The following is a 16,310-nucleotide window of genomic DNA, read 5'->3' on the forward strand; positions in this document are numbered from 1 at the left end:
GGTTTGCCCCTTTTTTATAACGATTTAATATTAGCTCTTTACTACCAAACCAATCTCAGATTTCGTATTTTGTTGCCTATGTTAAACGACCTGCTTATTCCGGCTAACGAGCTGACTGTGGTTCGATTGTTTCAGGGATCTTCTGATTCTCTGGGAAAGCAATTGATTCAAAGCGAGGCTTGGGGCGAGAACCCGAAGCTGAAGGTAGCGATTCTGGGTATTCCGGAAAGTCGTTTGTCGCGATTTGAAGGACTGGAAAATGCTCCCGACTTGATTCGAGAGCAATTATATCAGTTGACATCGGTCAGTGAATCTGCACTTGTTGCTGATATCGGTAATGTGCGTCCGGGAAATACGCCTGCTGATACGTATGCGGCGGTTCGAATGGTTGTTGAATCATTGGCGGCGAAAGGTGTACAGGTTTTAGTTTTTGGCGGAAGCCAGGATTTGACCTTGCCTTTGCTAGCAGGAAAGCAGAAAGCGAATCAAACCTTGACTGTGATTGATGATCGTCCCGATTATAAAGCTGGAGATGAGTTTGGTGTGGATGAGAACTTCCTGGAAAAACTGCCGGCAGGTTCAACCCTTCATCTGCTGGGGACACAAGCCTATTTCTCTTCCTCTGATAAAACCGAAGATTTACTGAAACAATACCGGGGCATTCAATTGCCGTTGGGAGACTTGCGTGAAAATATCAGTGAAAGCGAACCGGTGTTGCGCGAAGCGGATGTTATCAGCTTTGATTTCGGTGCTTTAAAAGCGCATGAAGCGCCGGGCCAACAGCGGTTGTCGCCTAACGGGCTTTATGGTGAAGAGGCTTGCCAACTGGCCTGGTATGCAGGAATGAGTACCCGATTAAATATCACGGGTATATTTGGTTATGCTCCGTCACTCGATTTGCAACGATGGGGAGCAATGATGGCCGCACAAATTGCGTGGTATTTTTTGAAGGGCGCAGTGAAACAAAAGGATGAAGAACCCCAGGGAGAAGCAACTGATTTCCTGCATTACATGGTTCCGGTTGAAGGTTTGGACGAGCCAATTGTTTTCCTCAAGCATCCCATATCCGGAAGATGGTGGATGGAGGTAAATTCGAAAAAGAATGAAGAAGTTCGAATTGCCTGTTCTGAAAATGATTACCTTTTGGCGCAGAAAAATGAAATCCCGGAAAGGTGGATTCGTCACTGGGGCATTGGATAAAAACAACCAAACAATATTAGTGTTAGGAGCAAGTTATTAATTTACAGACTAAGCGATTTTAAACGGTAGAATTAATCATTTTTCGACCTGGCCTCAGGAGTGGAAATTCGACAAGGTTAGCGTACTCTATGAAGCGATTACTAATATTTTTGTTTCTTTTAATTATTGTTAATTTCGTTGCGAGCGCCCAGCAGGACCCTCAGTTTAGTCAAAATATGTTCAATGATTTGACTATCAATCCGGGATTTGCAGGTAAAAGTGACGCAATTAATGCTTCCTTGCTCAATCGTTTTCAGTGGGTAGGATTTCCAGGAGCACCAGTTACCACCGTTTTTAATGCAGATGCTACCGTTGGCCTGATTGGTCAGGAGGATGGTATCGGTTTTTCAGTAATGAACGATGAGATTGGTTACGAAAAAAATATTTCTGTTAGTCTGATGTATGCCTGGCGTACTGATGTAGGGAACGGAAAATTGGGAACCGGAATATCCATCGGATTGATGAATAAAAACCTCAAACCAGACTGGAGCTCTGATGCCGGCGCCAGTTTAATCGATCAGGGAGATCCGTTGATTCCTCAAAGTGAGGTAAATGCGTTGGTTCCTGATGTCGGGTTGGGGTTGTATTATGAAACTAAAGATTATTATCTGGGTCTGTCAGTAAAGCATTTGAACCAGGCAGTATATACTTATGAAGAGAGTGGAAAATATTCGTTGGTAAGAAACTATTATTTTTCCGGCGGATACAATATTCGTTTATCCGACCCGTTATTTGAAGTACAGCCATCGTTATTGTTTAAGACAGATGCTGCCAGTTATCAGATTGATTTGGATGTTAATGTGCGTTATGATAAGCGTATATGGGGAGGACTGGGCTATCGATTGAATGATGCTGTAATCGTTTTGCTGGGGACTGAGTTTCGAAATGGAATAAAGTTAGGTTATTCATATGATTTGACCATTTCACCACTCGCCCGGTATAGTTCGGGTTCTCACGAGTTTTTTGTCGCTTACTCGTTTAATCTGAACCGAAGAAGAGAACAGAAATATAAAAGCGTTCGGTTTTTATAATAATTTATTGAAGCATGAAAATATTTGTGCCACATATGAACAATAATATGAGACGATTATTCTTCTTTGGTAGTGTAATTGCCATCGTCCTATCTCTGAGTAGTTGTAACCGCGGAGGAAACGGAGAACTTGTCGGAGTGGGTAAACGAGGTAAATATTTTGAGCCCGTTCCTTTTGGAATGACCATGGTTCCAAGGGGAAGCTTTACCATGGGGCCGAGTGATCAGGATATCTCTCATTCAACCCCACCCTCAAGAACTGTTTCTGTAGATGCATTCTGGATGGATGAAACGGAGATTACCAACAACGAATACCGACAGTTTGTGTACTGGGTTCGGGACTCGATTGCCCGTCGAATGCTGGGTGTTCAATTTGACGAGTTTCTGAATACAGAAGATAGAGACGGAAATCCAATCGATCCCCCAACATTGAACTGGAACGAGCGTATTGACTGGAGTGATCCAGATTACAAGGAAGCACTTTCAGGATTATATTACGCCCCCAAAGATCGCTTGTTTGGAAAGAAAGAAATTGACACGCGAAAACTTAATTACAAATATTTCTGGGTTGACCTGAAACAGGCTGCAAAGCGTGCTAATGCCTATGATTACAAAACCCAAAGTTATAAGGGAACCGTACATGATATTGATGGCAAAGAAGTCCCAATTGAAGGACGCTCCAGTTTTATCATGAGCGACGCGGTGAATGTTTACCCGGATACGTTGGTATGGATTAGAGATTATACCTATTCGTATAATGAACCATGGGCAACGATGTATTTCTGGCATCCCGGTTTTGACGATTATCCTGTTGTAGGTGTTAACTGGAAACAGGCAAAAGCATTTTGTATTTGGCGAACCCGGTATAAAAATGCAGCACTTGCTGAGCAAGGAGAATATGCTGTTCAGGATTATCGTTTGCCTTCGGAGGCTGAATGGGAATATGCTGCCCGGGGTGGCCTCGAAAATTCTATGTATCCATGGGGAGGTTACTATACCCGTACACAGGAAGGTTGCTTTTTGGCAAACTTTAAGCCCATGCGGGGAAATTATATCGATGATAAAGGTTTGACAACGGTTAAAGTCGGAACATACGATCCAAACGGATACGGCTTGTACGATATGGCTGGTAATGTCGCTGAATGGACCATTACAGCTTATGATGAAGCAGAGTATAACTTCATAAATGACTTTAACCCGAATTATGAATACAACGCTCTTCCTGACGATCCTCCAGCGATGAAAAGAAAAGTTATTCGAGGTGGTTCATGGAAGGATATTTCATACTTCCTGCAGGTAGGTACCCGTACCTATGAATATCAGGATACCGCGAAATCGTACATCGGATTCCGTTGCGTACGATCGTCATTTGGAGATGAATTTTAAAAAGGAATTAAACAACTAAATTGCTTTTGCCATGGGATTGACCGATTTTACCCATTCGAGACGATGGAAGGTCTTCATGAATTATGTATACAGTATTGGAGCTTCCATTGTACTTCTGGGTGCATTGTTTAAACTTCAGCACTGGCCCGGTGGTCCGATTATGCTGACCATTGGAATGTCGACCGAAGCGCTGATATTCTTTCTATCTGCTTTTGAACCATCAAGCGAAATGCCGGATTGGACAAAAGTGTATCCACAGCTGAAAGAAGATTTTGCTCACCTGGACGCCGATGAACTTTTCGAAGAATCGATGAACAGGAAGCCTAAAAGCACATTCGATATGGATACCTTCCTGGAGTCGACGGAGATATCGCCCGAGTTACTGAATAAGCTGCAAAAAGGACTTACTGATTTGAGCAATACGGCTCAAAGTTTTGCAGACATTTCCTCAGCCACTATGGCCACCGATGTTTACGTGAAGAACCTCAATGCAGCTTCTGAATCGATGAACATGTTTGCAGAGGTGAATACCCGGGCAGGTGAGAGTGTTGACAGCACCGTTACCAAGGTAGTTCACTCAGGTGAGAAACTGGCTGAATCCTATCACGAGTTCGTCAATACCATTCAGCGAGATTTCAAGGTACTGAACGATCATTCTGGTAATTATACTGAAGAATTGGAGAAAATCAATTCGAATCTTTCATCATTGAATGCCTCCTATGAGGCTCAACTGGAAGGCGCCCGTAAACAGGCGGAAACAGCTTCTTCTGTGCATAAGGATTTCGCTCAAATGAATGAGTTAGTATCCAGTTCAGTAAAAGAGGCTAAAAAATATCAGGCCCAGACAGAAGAGTTAAATAAAAATCTTGAAGCGCTCAATAGTGTATATGGAAATATGCTTGGAGCCATGAACATCAAGAAGTAATTCACCAAATTCTCGATTCGAAATGAGTGCAAAAAATTGTCCGGAAACTCCACGGCAACGAATGATTAGCCTGATGTATCTGGTGCTGATGGCGCTATTGGCACTGAACGTAGATAAATCAGTGCTGGATGCTTTTGAAACTGTGGATCGTGGGTTGTCAACAACTATCGAGAATTTCAATTCGAAGAATGCGAGGGTTTATGCCGATTTTGCAAAGGCAGCTCTAGAAAATCCTGAAAAGTCCGGTGATCTGAATGCAGAAGCAAAAACTGTTAAAGCTAAAACGGATTCACTCTATAATTACATTACAGATCTGAAAAAGATGCTGGTTGTTGCGGCAGATGGTGAAGGCGCTGACATACACAGCATCAAGAACAAGGACGATACCGAAACGGCACCGGAATTAATGCTGGTAAAACATCAGGGGCGTTTGGCTAAAGAATTGAAGCAATCAATAGAGTCGTATCGTGCGTATCTTTTGTCGTTGGTCGATCCCAAGGATACCGCGTTGATTTCAAGTATTAAAAGTAGTCTCGATACGTCTGATCCACCTCCTGTTGAAGGGAATTCTCCTTCATGGGCAGAATCCATATTCCAGGGATATCCGTTGGTTGCAGTGGTTACTTTGATGTCGAAAATGCAAAGTGATATGCGTAATACGGAATCGGATGTAGCTAACTATTTGTATGCCAAGATTGATGCTAATTCTTTTAAGTTCAACAAACTGAAGGCTCAGGTGTTGCCCAAAACTGATTATGTGTTAGAGGGTGGTACCTATGAAGCCCAAATCTTTCTGTCAGCAGTCGATACGACTGCCGAGCCTCAGATTATGGTGAATAACAAGCAGATACCTATTGTGGCAGGCGAAGGAATGGGTTTGTATAAAGTACCTGCAACCACTGAAGGATATCATAAATGGAACGGTGTTATCAATTTCAAAAATCCGTCTGGTCAGATTGTTCAATATCCATTCGAAGGAGAATACCAGGTGGCCAAACCAACCATGACGATTTCGCCGACGAAAATGAACGTTTTTTATGCCGGATTGGCGAACCCTGTTTCTATCTCAGTTCCGGGTGTGCCGTCGGATAAGATAATTCCGTCGATAACCAATGCGACCATGAAGCCGAACGGTAGGAATTATTTGGTATATCCGAAGAAGCCAGGTGTTAAGTCAGTGATTACCGTGAAAGCGGAAATAGATGGTCAGGTAAAAACAATTGGTTCAACTGATTTCCGCGTTAAGCGAGTGCCAGACCCGGTTGCAACAGTTGGTGGCAAGAACGAAGGTCAGATTACAAAAAACGAATTATTACTCGAACAAGGGGTATATGCTGAAATCCCCGATTTCGATTTCGATATGAAATTCACGGTGACCTCATTTGTGGTTTCGACTACGCGCGGAGGTTTCGTAGTGGATAAAAAATCTAACAGCAATCTGTTTACACCGGATCAGGTCAATCTGATGAAGAGTCTTAATTCCGGTAGTCGACTGTATATTGAAAATATTGTAGCTAAAGGTGAAGACGGAACGACCCGTAACCTTTCAGCCATCAGTTTCAGAATCAGATAATCCTACTGAACCTTATTTAGGATGTAATGGAAATACTTAACTGATTCACTAACTGGTAGATTATTAATTTGGAAGAACAAACTTGAGAAGAATGAAAAAGCTATTTTTGATTCTGTTTGCCATAATTCTGGCTTCTGCTGCAACCAAACCAGTAGCTGCCCAGGTTGTTGATGGTCCTTACCAGAAAAAAATTACCCGCGACCGGAAACCAGCTCCGCTTCCTGCAGTCAGGGAGTCAGATGTATTCTGGTCAAAAACTATCTGGAGAATCATCGATCTGCGTGAGAAGATGAACCAGGACTTGTATTATCCGACTCGGGAGATGCACGGTCGATTGAGTCTCATTAATCTTCTGCTGAAAGGCATTAAGGAAGGGCAGATTACTGCCTATGATGCCTCTACCGATAATGAGTTCAAACTTCCCATGACGTTCGATCAGGTGAAGGAGGCATTTGGAGCCGTACCGAAGGTTGTCGAGCGCCGGAATTTTGAAACGGGTGAAATGGAAAATGTCAAAGTGGATCAGGATATTAATCCGGAGGATATCAAGCAGGTCATGGTGAAGGAAGTTTGGTATTTCGATAAGCAGACTTCGACGCTACAGGTTCGTATTATCGGCCTTTGCCCCATCCAGGAATTCTTCCGTGACGATGACGTGAATCACGATCGTCCACTTCGTCGTAAGGTGTTTTGGGTATATTACCCGGAAGTTCGTCCGCTGTTGGCAAAATATGAAGTGCTGAATCCAAACAATGACTCTAGAAGCCTCAGTTTCGATGATGTCTTCCTGTTGAGAAAATTCGACAGTTATATTACCAAGGAGTCCAATATCTACAACAATCGGGCAATCAGTCAATATGCCACAGGTCAGTATGCGACAAACGAATCGCGACGAATCAAGAACGAGATTTTCAACTTCGAGCAGGATCTTTGGGAATATTAAATTCCCTGAATAATTCAAATAGCACTCTCATTCAAGTTTATATACGCCGGAGGATATTTCCTCCGGTTTTTTTGTGCTTCAAAAGATGATACGTTTCTCTTTGCGTCTTTATACGGTTCTCATCCAATCTTTATACGTTTCTCCCTTCTCCCTTTATACTGTTCTCCCTACCACTTTTATACGGTTCTCGTCGAAGCTTAATACGGTTCTCATTGGAGCGTTATACTTTCCTCATAAAAAAGACATATAATTCAAGATCACTTTAAGTATAATGATTGTGACTTAAAAAAGACGACCCGGTATGGATCGTCTTTTATCGCGTTTTAATCGTGGATGCTTTTCTATTGTATCAATTCCTGACCGTAATCATCGGTCATTACTTCAGTAGGAATTTTCCCTTGCCACTTCCGTATGGTGTAATTAACTTTTACTGTAATCAGGTACATTACCGGTGCGATTACCAGCGTAAGGAAGGTCGCAAAGACCAGTCCGAAAATTACCGTCCACGACATCGGTCCCCAGAAGGCAGTCATTTCCCCTCCAACATAAAAATCAGGGTCAAATGAAGTGAATAGCTTGATGAAGTCGAAGTTCAATCCGATGGCCAGTGGGAGCAATCCCAACACAGTGGTGATTGCTGTTAGCAATACCGGACGAAGCCTTGTTTTTCCAGCTTTTACAATGAGACCCTGCAGTTCTTCCAATTCCAGGAAAGCGTCCGGTCGGTACGAAAGTTTTTCTTTCCGGCGCTGGCGCAGCAAATCAATGTAATCAACCAATACAATTCCGTTATTCACCACGATTCCGGCTAACGAAATGATTCCAATTCCTGTCATCAGAATAACAAACTGCATTTTGAACGCACCAAGCCCCAGGAATACACCAATGGTACTGAATAATACGGTTCCTACAATAATCAACGGCCTGATTAATGAATTGAACTGGGTTACCAGGATGATTAAAATCAATGATAACGCGATTATCAACGCCTGGGTAAGAAAAGCCATTGTGTCAGCCTGCTCCTCTTGTTCGCCGGTGAAATCGATCTTGTAACCCGGAGGCGGAGTGAATCCTATTAAAGTCTGACGGATACGTTGATTAATCTCATTGGCATTGAAACCCTCCTTTACTCCGGAATACAGCGTAATAACACGGGTGAAATCCTTCCGGTTAATTTTGTCATAAGTGGTTCCGTATTGGAAATCTGCTACCGCTGAAATCGGAATGGCTTTTTGGGGACCGTCGCCACCACCATTCACGTCAATTCGTTGGTTCATCAGTGAGGCAACATTGTTGCGGTATTTGTCCTTGAACCGGAGCATGATGTCATACTCGTCTTCTCCCTCTTTGTACTTCCCTACTTTCCGGCCGTATAATGAACTTCGGAGCGCATAGGCGACCTGTTGGGTCGACAAACCAAAACGTCTCACTTTATCGCGGTCTACGTCTACTACCATTTCCGGCTTATCCACATTCAGGTCGATTTTCAACTGATCGATACCCGGAATATTTTCTGCGTCAATTTCTGACTTAACTTCCTTTGAAAGTTTGATGAGCTCGTCAAAGTCATCGCCCGAAATTTCCAGGTTGATGGGATTACCAACCGGTGGTCCCATTTCGTCTTTATCCAGCGATATTTTGGCCCCGACAAACCCCGATAGGTTATCTGTCAGTTTCTGCATAATCTCTGATGTATTCTCTCCGTGGCGGTATTTAAATTCCTTGAATGAAATAGTGGTCAGCGACTTGTTGGTTTCGCGATTCGAGCCCATCATCTGACCTTTACCAACCCCCACAACGGTGTTGACAGACTTGACAATATCCATATAGGGTTCAAGCGTTTTGTAGACAATCGACTCTACTTGTTTTGATACTTTATTGGTCCGATCCAAATCCGTTCCTACCGGGAGTTCCATGGTAATGTAAACCGAAGTCGGATCGACGTCCGGGAAGAACAGCACTCCTGATTGACGACTCATGAAAAACATGATAGAGAAGACCAGAACAATGAATGTTCCCGTAACAAAGAGCCAGGGTTTTCTTCCTTTCAGCGCGAAAGCGAGCGTTTTCTCATAGGATTTTTCCATGCGCGGAATGAAGTGTTCCTGGAAAGCTCTCGCCAGCGGACGCATTATATAGTGATTACCAATTATGATCAACGTGACGACAGCCAGTAAATTACCCAGCCAGTACACTTTCATAAAATAGAAAGGAATGGAGAGAATGGCGAAAATTGCTGCATTACGCCACAGTTTGCGCATATTCTTTTTCCCGTGTAAATTCTCGAGCTTCATGAAGGTCGAAGTAAACGCCGGGTTAAGAATCAAGGCTACAAACAGCGATGAACTAAGTACGATGATTAAGGTAATGGGAAGAAATTTCATGAATTCGCCCATGATTCCTTTCCAGAATACCAGTGGGAAGAACGCTGCCAAAGTAGTTGCCGTCGACGAAATAATCGGGTAGGCAATTTCACTTACGCCTTTCTTCGTGGCTGTCATGGCATCACTTCCGTGGGAATAGAGCCGGTAAACGTTTTCAACCACAACAATCGCATTATCGACGAGCATTCCAAGGGCCAGAATCATCGAAAAAAGTACCATGAAATTCAGCGTGTATCCCATTTGTTTGATGATGATGAACGAAATGAACATCGACATCGGGATGGCTAAGCCCGAGAACAGCGCGTTGCGAGGTCCCATGAAGAGGTACAGGATGAACATGACCAGCAACATTCCCATGATAATGGAATTCTCGAGGTTGTTGATTTGGTTTCGGATGTATTTTGTATTGTCGTCGGTTACAACCACATTTAAACCTGAAGGAATGGCTCCGCTATCCTTATTTTTTTGAATAATTTGGTACACTTTGTCGGATGCATCCAATACATTGGCTCCACTTTTTTTGACAATGGAAAGATTGACAACTGGCATCTTATCCAGTCGCGAAATGGTTGTCCGTTCCTGAAATCCGTCGGTAACGTTTCCCATGTCGCGCAGATACACAATATTCCCATTCTCCGATTTCACAATGGTGTTGCGAATCTGGTTCATGTTGGTGTAGTCTGCCTGCGTACGAATGGAGCGGCGTGTATCATCGGAAACCATTTCACCGGCACCCATGGTGACGTTTTCAAACCGGATGGCATTTTCAATATCCTGAAAGCTGACATTGCTCGCTTCGAGCATATGCGGGTCCACATCAATCTGAATCTCCCGTTCGTCAATTCCCTGGATATCAGCTTCCGATATTTCGGACAATCCTTCCAGTTCATCCTGCAATTTTTCGGCATAACGCTTCAACTCCGAAAGACTGTAGTCTCCATAAAGGTTGATACTCATGATGGGAAACTCTTCAAAGTCGAAATCTTCCACCGAAGGGTCATTATCCAAATCATCGGGAAGTTCGCTTTTGGCTTTGTCAACCTGGTCCTTGGCGTCCTGCAGTGCCTGTTTTACCGGTACGTCGGTTTCAAATTCAAGAACAATCAGACTCATATCCTGGTAAGAGGATGAGCTGACATTTTTGACGCCTTTCAGGTTTTTGAGCTCCTTCTCGATAGGACGTGTAATCAGGTTTTCAATATCGACCGGTGAGTTTCCCGGGTAAACCGTCGTAATCATCACGTAGGGAATTACAATCTCCGGATTGAGCTCCCGGGGCATCTGCTGATACGAGAGCCATCCAAAGACCGCCAGAATCGCTGTCAGGATAAATACCGTTGTTTTATTCTTCAATGCCGCATACGTCGGCTTGAAAATCCGGTGGATATTCTCGGTATTAGATGAATTATTGTTGTTTTCAATATTCGACATCGGAATCAGTTATTTCAAGGTGTTTGGCAATTAATTGATCGAGATGGGCGAACCGTCGACGACCTGTTCGTAACCTTCTACAATGAGTTTTTCTCCGGGTTTTAACCCTTTGCTCAGCATCGTGTAATTGTTGTTATTTCGGCCGGTTTCAACATACCGTTTCGAAGCTTTCCACTTTCCGGAATTTTCGGCAGCGACAAAAACATACTTACCGTTGAAATCATTCTTGATCAAAATCGATGGAACGACAATCGCATCAGCGGCTTTGTAATCGGTGATATGAAGCAACGAAACCAGGTTCGGACGAATTTCCTTGTCCGGATTATTCAGGTTAATCCTCACCTGAAATGTGCGGTTGTCGGGATTGATGGTACTCGATTTCCGGAAAATCGGTGCAGTGACCGTTTTGTTCAGAGCCGGGAAGTTGATTTCTACTTCCTGTCCGGCATGAATGGAGGTCAGATATGATTCCGATACATCGGCATAAATCCGAACGTTGGAAATATTTACCACCTTGGCGAAAGGAATCGCCGGCCCGGCAATTTCGCCCTGTTTTTGGTAAATGCGGTCAACTACACCGTCTATAGGTGATTTGATAGTGGCCATATCTAGTTGTGCCTGTAGACCTTCCAGCTTGCGCTCGAGCGATTCTTTGTTCGATTTGGCCTGCAGGTATTCAATTTCGGAACCGATGTGCTGGTCCCACAGTTTCTGCTGGCGCTCGAAAACGGTTTTGGCCAATTCAAGCTGAATCTGCAAATCTTCAATATTCCGTTGAATCGCTTCGGTATTCAACCGACCCATAACGGTTCCTTTCTTCACATGTTGGCCTTCTGTTACCACAATAGAAATAATGTTTCCCGGGGTCTCCGGGGCAACCGTAATATCTTCGTTGGCTTCCACATTACCCGTAACCTCAATGGTATGCGTGAACAGTTTTTGGGCAATGGTGTCGACCTTAACGGGAATCGTTTTATCGGCTTTTGTGGTGCCCAGTTCTTTTTCCAATTGGGCAATTTTCTGCTTCAGTTCGGTTGCCTGTTGGCGATAATCCTGCAGCAGTTGTTCCTTTGCTTTGCGGTCGCCTTCGTCGGTTGTTGTAGCGCTGCAAGCGAACAAAAAGGCGAGTGGCAATATGAATAGTAGTTTTTTCATGTTTCCGGGTTGTATCAATTTCAGTTCTTTAAGCTGGTATGTGTTCATTTTGACAGGTATTTAAACCGTTGAGCATTGTTCTATAGATTTCCTTCTGCTTTGTCGAGATTTACTTTCGATTGCAATAACTGCAGTATGGATATCAGGTAATTGGAATAAGCCGTCAGATACTGCGTCTCATTTTGCGATAACTCGGTGCTGGTGGCAATTCCGTTATTGAATTTTATCTGGGTTTTATGATAGATTCGCTGTGCGATGGATCTGTTTTCCTTGTCGTTTTTATATTTATCCATGGCACTTTCCAGGTCTGTCAGTGCGGTTAGGTATTGCATCTGGAGGTTCTGGATATTTTGCAATTGTTCATTTTCAGCTTTTTCCAATTCAAGTTTTGCCTGGTTGATTCGTGAGGTCCGGGCTCCGGAATAGGTGATGGGCAGCGTAAGTTGTAATCCAACCATCGAGGACGGGTACCAATCGGCAGCAATGACATTGAATTCGTTTGAATAGGCTGTTTTCTGATAATTGTAAAAGGCATTTAGCTTGGGCAGAAAACTGACCTTCTCGAGGCTCAGCAACGATTTCTGTGCTGCTACCTGTGTTTCCTGTATCCGGTAATCGATGTGTTGGGTATAGTCAAACTTTTCTGTTAACGCAGCTCCTGTCCGTATGGGTTGAATGAATCGTTGAAGGCTATCCTTCAACTGGATGTCTTTGTCTACACTCATCCCCATGGCGAACTTCAGGACCATTTTTGATACCCTGATTTCCCGTTCGGCTTTTATCACTTCATTTTCGGCCTGCTGTTTCATCAACTGCAGCTGCTCTACATCCTGCTCTTCGCGGAATCCGTTTTCGTAGTAAGCTTTTGCTTCCTTCAATAGTTGTTCACTATTGAGGAGGTTGTCTTTTACAATGCCCATTTTTTCTTCCGCAATAAGTGTGGTAAAATAGGCGCTGGTAACTGCTTCCCTTACGGCAATATTGGTTTTCTCTTTGGCATTACGGGCCAGGTCGACATATATTTTGGCCGATTTCAAACCAATGAGGTACGAGCCGTCGAAGATCATCTGAGAAACCGAAAAGCCAAAATTGGAGTTGTAATCCTGTCCGAATTTCACCGGTATGTAGGTTCCGGGCTCGCCACCGACAAATTCAGCGGGAATAAGAGATACAGGCAGATTCAGGTTGGCGGTATATCCAGCCGATGCATCTACCTGCGGCAGTCCGGAAGCAATGGTTTCCCACACTTTTTTCTGTGACGTATGCAAATCAATGTCGGCATTCTTCGAATTGAACGAGTGCTCCATGGCATATTGAAGAGCTTCGTCAAGCGTGAAGTATAACGTGTCCTGTTGCTGTGCCTTTGCCGTATAAACGAGCATCAGGCAAAGTATAGCAAGTGCAATTTTTCCTCTCATCATCGATTATTCAGGTTAATGCTAAATTGTCAAGACTCACGGTTAGTCAGTGTAAGTTGGGGGACACAGAACGGTGAGTAGTACGATTGTTATTCCGTTGAATAATAAAAGTTACTGCAAAAATAGGGGTGGGACAAACTCTGTTTCAAGGAGGAATCGGTAAACGGCGGTGTCAAGTCGGTGAATGGCAGTCTGGACGAGATTTCGGAATCTTCAGAATGAGTAGATATCCTTTTTGCCCCTGACATTCTGAGCTGCTCGCTTGACTGGCAGTAGCTTCCATTTGACATACCAGTGCCAATCGAACCAGCGATCGTGCTCGTGGCACTTTTTCCCGCATCGTTTGCAATACTCATCTTCACTCGAACAGGCATGGATCGGATCGAAATTATGTCCGAACAAAAAACAGACGATATGGAACTGTTTTCTTTTTAGGGACTTTGCAATATTGTTTTTCATGATTTTTCGCTTTTTCATTAGACTGGTGAAATCTGTCAATTGGTTGCACCCGGCTGAAACCTGGTTTGGCAAAACTAGAACGAAGTGCTTGTCCGGTCGTCTCATTTTCCGAAAACGGGAAATCCTTATGTCTTTTATTTCCAATCTGTGATATCAATCTTTTTAAAGACAAATCAAAAATCGAATAACCTGAACGGAGATAAAACAAAAAATCGGTGAATGGCGGTGATCGATCGGTAAACGGCAGCCTGATGTTTTCCGGGAAAGGTGCCATAAGCCTCTTTTTCATCCTCTCTGATTTTCCTACCTTTGTGCATCAATTTTTTAATTCTTAACCCGAATGGACAAGCTCGTCATTTACAATACGCTTACGCGGAAGAAAGAATTGTTTAAACCTATTCATCCCGGAGCTGTGGGAATGTATGTTTGTGGACCTACAGTTTACGGTGAAGCACACCTGGGACATGCCCGGCCAGCTATCACGTTTGATATGCTTTTTAGGTATCTGCAGCATCTGGGATATAAAGTACGCTATGTGCGGAATATTACCGATGTGGGGCATCTGGTTGATGACGCTGACGAGGGTGAGGACAAAATTGAACGGAAAGCGAAGGTCGAGCAATTGGAACCGATGGAGGTTGTGCAAATTTATACCAATAGCTACCGGGGAAACATGGCCCGGCTGAACAACCTTCCGCCGAGTATTGAACCAACAGCATCAGGACATATCATCGAGCAGGTTGAGGCGGTGAAGAAGATTTTGGAAGCCGGATATGGCTACGAAAGCAACGGCTCGGTTTATTTCGATGTAGAGAGATTCTCGAAAGACCACCATTACGGCAAACTTTCCGGAAGAAAAGTGGAAGACCTTTATTCGAATACCCGGGAGCTGGACGGACAATCGGAGAAGCGCTCATCGATGGATTTTGCTTTGTGGAAAAAAGCAACGCCCGAGCATATTATGCGCTGGCCTTCGCCGTGGAGTGACGGTTATCCGGGCTGGCACATGGAGTGCACGGCGATGAGCACTAAATACCTGGGCGAACGATTTGACATCCACGGAGGTGGAATGGATTTGCTGTTTCCCCACCATGAAGCGGAAATAGCACAAAGTGTAGCCTGCACCGGACACGAGTCGGTAAACTACTGGATGCACAACAACTTGATTACCATCAATGGACAGAAGATGGGCAAGTCGCTGGGGAATTTCATTACACTCAATGAGTTGTTCGAAGGCAAACACGATTTGCTGGAGAAAGCCTACAGCCCGATGACGATTCGTTTCTTCATTCTTCAGGCACATTACCGCAGCCCCCTTGATTTCTCGAACGAAGCACTGCAGGCGGCGGAAAAAGGAATGGAGCGTTTGATGAAAGCGATTGAAGTGCTGGAAAACCTGCCCGCTTCTTCTGAATCGACTGTGGACGTAAAAGCGCTGAAAGAAAAGTGCTACGAAGCGATGAATGATGACTTGAACAGCCCGATTCTGATTGCGCATTTGTTTGACGGCGTGAAGATGATCAACTCCATCAATGATGGGAAAGAAAAAATATCGGCCGCTGATTTGGCAGAGCTTCAGAAACTCTATCATGATTTTGCGTTTGATATTCTGGGCTTGCAGTCAGAGGAACAAGCAACAACTGGTGGCGACGAAGATACGATGACACACGTTGTGGATTTACTGCTGAATCTGAGGGTAGAGGCCAAGAAGAATAAAGACTGGGCAACCGCCGATAAGATTCGGAACGAATTAAGCGCTCTTGGATTTGAGATAAAAGATACCAAGGATGGTTTTTCCTGGGACCTGAAAAAGTAGGGAAAAGGTGACCATCAAAATTTAATAAAACCTGTCGTTAACTGGCAGGTTTTTTTGTGCCGTTCTTATTTTTATTGTTCAGAAAATGCTCTTAAATTTAGAAAGTTCCAAGCATGTGAAATCAAATTCAATAACTACTAAAAACTAGCTTATGAAAACTTTCCGAATAATTGCAGCATTCGCTGTAATCTTGATGCTTTCTTTCCAGGCACAGGCCCGTACTGACGGTTTTAAAAAGATTGCCGGAACGTGGGAGTATTCAGCTCCTACGGCTCCTTACCCTTATACATCCGGTCAGATTGTGCTGATGAACACCGATAGCGGACTGGCTGGTGAACTTGTCGTAGATGGAAACCACATGAAAGCTTCTTCCGTTTCGTTTGATAACGATGAATTGATTATGGAATTGGAGATAGAATATAATCCGGTTACCGTGAAGTTTAAGCTGATCGACGGGAGTTTGGTTGGCGAGGCCAATAGTCCGGATGGACCTGTTGAAGTGAAAGCTTCCAAAGTTGACTAGAACAGTTATAATGAAATAGAAAAGCCGG

General features: G+C 43.8%; 11 protein-coding genes. 8 read left to right on the top strand and 3 right to left on the bottom strand.

Features of this window, described 5'->3' with window-relative positions:
• Nucleotides 1–78 precede the first annotated feature (78 nt).
• From T426_RS0101580 to porN, 6 genes are all read left to right on the top strand, one after another.
• Nucleotides 79–1,200, top strand: a complete 1,122-nt coding sequence (locus T426_RS0101580) for an arginase family protein (protein ID WP_025862786.1) — start codon at nt 79–81, stop codon at nt 1,198–1,200.
• A 128-nt stretch (nt 1,201–1,328) separates the two neighbouring features.
• Nucleotides 1,329–2,270: a PorP/SprF family type IX secretion system membrane protein gene (locus T426_RS22395; protein WP_025862787.1), complete on the top strand. Its 942-nt coding sequence runs from the start codon at nt 1,329–1,331 to the stop codon at nt 2,268–2,270.
• Nucleotides 2,271–2,317: 47 nt separating this feature from the next.
• Nucleotides 2,318–3,655: a T9SS ring complex lipoprotein PorK/GldK gene (gene porK, locus T426_RS0101590; protein WP_027585180.1), complete on the top strand. Its 1,338-nt coding sequence runs from the start codon at nt 2,318–2,320 to the stop codon at nt 3,653–3,655.
• A gap of 31 nt (nt 3,656–3,686) precedes the next feature.
• Nucleotides 3,687–4,580: a type IX secretion system motor protein PorL/GldL gene (gene porL, locus T426_RS24840; protein WP_025862788.1), complete on the top strand. Its 894-nt coding sequence runs from the start codon at nt 3,687–3,689 to the stop codon at nt 4,578–4,580.
• Nucleotides 4,581–4,602: 22 nt separating this feature from the next.
• Complete coding sequence (porM, locus tag T426_RS0101600) at nt 4,603–6,153, top strand: type IX secretion system motor protein PorM/GldM (protein WP_051568915.1); 1,551 nt, start codon at nt 4,603–4,605, stop codon at nt 6,151–6,153.
• Between the two features lie 91 nt (nt 6,154–6,244).
• Complete coding sequence (gene porN / locus T426_RS0101605) at nt 6,245–7,096, top strand: type IX secretion system ring subunit PorN/GldN (RefSeq protein ID WP_025862790.1); 852 nt, start codon at nt 6,245–6,247, stop codon at nt 7,094–7,096.
• A gap of 341 nt (nt 7,097–7,437) precedes the next feature.
• Here the strand turns inward: porN and T426_RS22405 are convergent, their stop codons facing one another.
• The 3 genes from T426_RS22405 to T426_RS0101620 all read right to left on the bottom strand — a co-directional run bounded on the left by T426_RS22405 (nt 7,438) and on the right by T426_RS0101620 (nt 13,487).
• Nucleotides 7,438–10,911, bottom strand: coding sequence for an efflux RND transporter permease subunit (locus tag T426_RS22405; protein ID WP_051568916.1), 3,474 nt, complete (start codon nt 10,909–10,911; stop codon nt 7,438–7,440).
• Nucleotides 10,912–10,941: 30 nt separating this feature from the next.
• Nucleotides 10,942–12,066 (bottom strand): efflux RND transporter periplasmic adaptor subunit, encoded by a 1,125-nt coding sequence (locus T426_RS0101615; protein WP_036984151.1) that lies wholly within the window; start codon nt 12,064–12,066, stop codon nt 10,942–10,944.
• An 80-nt stretch (nt 12,067–12,146) separates the two neighbouring features.
• Nucleotides 12,147–13,487: a TolC family protein gene (locus T426_RS0101620; RefSeq protein WP_081782329.1), complete on the bottom strand. Its 1,341-nt coding sequence runs from the start codon at nt 13,485–13,487 to the stop codon at nt 12,147–12,149.
• 796 nt (nt 13,488–14,283) lie between these two features.
• Between T426_RS0101620 and cysS the strand changes: the two genes are divergently transcribed.
• Together cysS and T426_RS0101640 are read left to right on the top strand one after the other, a co-directional pair.
• The gene (gene cysS / locus T426_RS0101635; RefSeq protein WP_025862794.1) at nt 14,284–15,759 is read left to right on the top strand and encodes a cysteine--tRNA ligase; all 1,476 of its coding nucleotides are present in this window, start codon (nt 14,284–14,286) and stop codon (nt 15,757–15,759) included.
• A gap of 151 nt (nt 15,760–15,910) precedes the next feature.
• Nucleotides 15,911–16,282 (top strand): hypothetical protein, encoded by a 372-nt coding sequence (locus tag T426_RS0101640; RefSeq protein WP_025862795.1) that lies wholly within the window; start codon nt 15,911–15,913, stop codon nt 16,280–16,282.
• The last annotated feature ends 28 nt before the right edge of the window (nt 16,283–16,310 follow it).

Source organism: Prolixibacter bellariivorans ATCC BAA-1284, assembly GCF_000621705.1.
GTDB lineage: Bacteria > Bacteroidota > Bacteroidia > Bacteroidales > Prolixibacteraceae > Prolixibacter > Prolixibacter bellariivorans.

Excerpts from the sequence above, each read along its gene's own strand:
- porK (WP_027585180.1), top strand. The coding sequence starts at position 2,318 with ATGAGACGATTATTCTTCTTTGGTAGTGTAATTGCCATCGTCCTATCT.
- T426_RS0101640 (WP_025862795.1), top strand. The coding sequence starts at position 15,911 with ATGAAAACTTTCCGAATAATTGCAGCATTCGCTGTAATCTTGATGCTT.
- T426_RS0101615 (WP_036984151.1), bottom strand. The coding sequence starts at position 12,066 with ATGAAAAAACTACTATTCATATTGCCACTCGCCTTTTTGTTCGCTTGC.
- porN (WP_025862790.1), top strand. The coding sequence starts at position 6,245 with ATGAAAAAGCTATTTTTGATTCTGTTTGCCATAATTCTGGCTTCTGCT.
- T426_RS22395 (WP_025862787.1), top strand. The coding sequence starts at position 1,329 with ATGAAGCGATTACTAATATTTTTGTTTCTTTTAATTATTGTTAATTTC.
- porL (WP_025862788.1), top strand. The coding sequence starts at position 3,687 with ATGGGATTGACCGATTTTACCCATTCGAGACGATGGAAGGTCTTCATG.
- porM (WP_051568915.1), top strand. The coding sequence starts at position 4,603 with ATGAGTGCAAAAAATTGTCCGGAAACTCCACGGCAACGAATGATTAGC.
- T426_RS0101580 (WP_025862786.1), top strand. The coding sequence starts at position 79 with ATGTTAAACGACCTGCTTATTCCGGCTAACGAGCTGACTGTGGTTCGA.
- T426_RS0101620 (WP_081782329.1), bottom strand. The coding sequence starts at position 13,487 with ATGATGAGAGGAAAAATTGCACTTGCTATACTTTGCCTGATGCTCGTT.
- cysS (WP_025862794.1), top strand. The coding sequence starts at position 14,284 with ATGGACAAGCTCGTCATTTACAATACGCTTACGCGGAAGAAAGAATTG.
- T426_RS22405 (WP_051568916.1), bottom strand. The coding sequence starts at position 10,911 with ATGTCGAATATTGAAAACAACAATAATTCATCTAATACCGAGAATATC.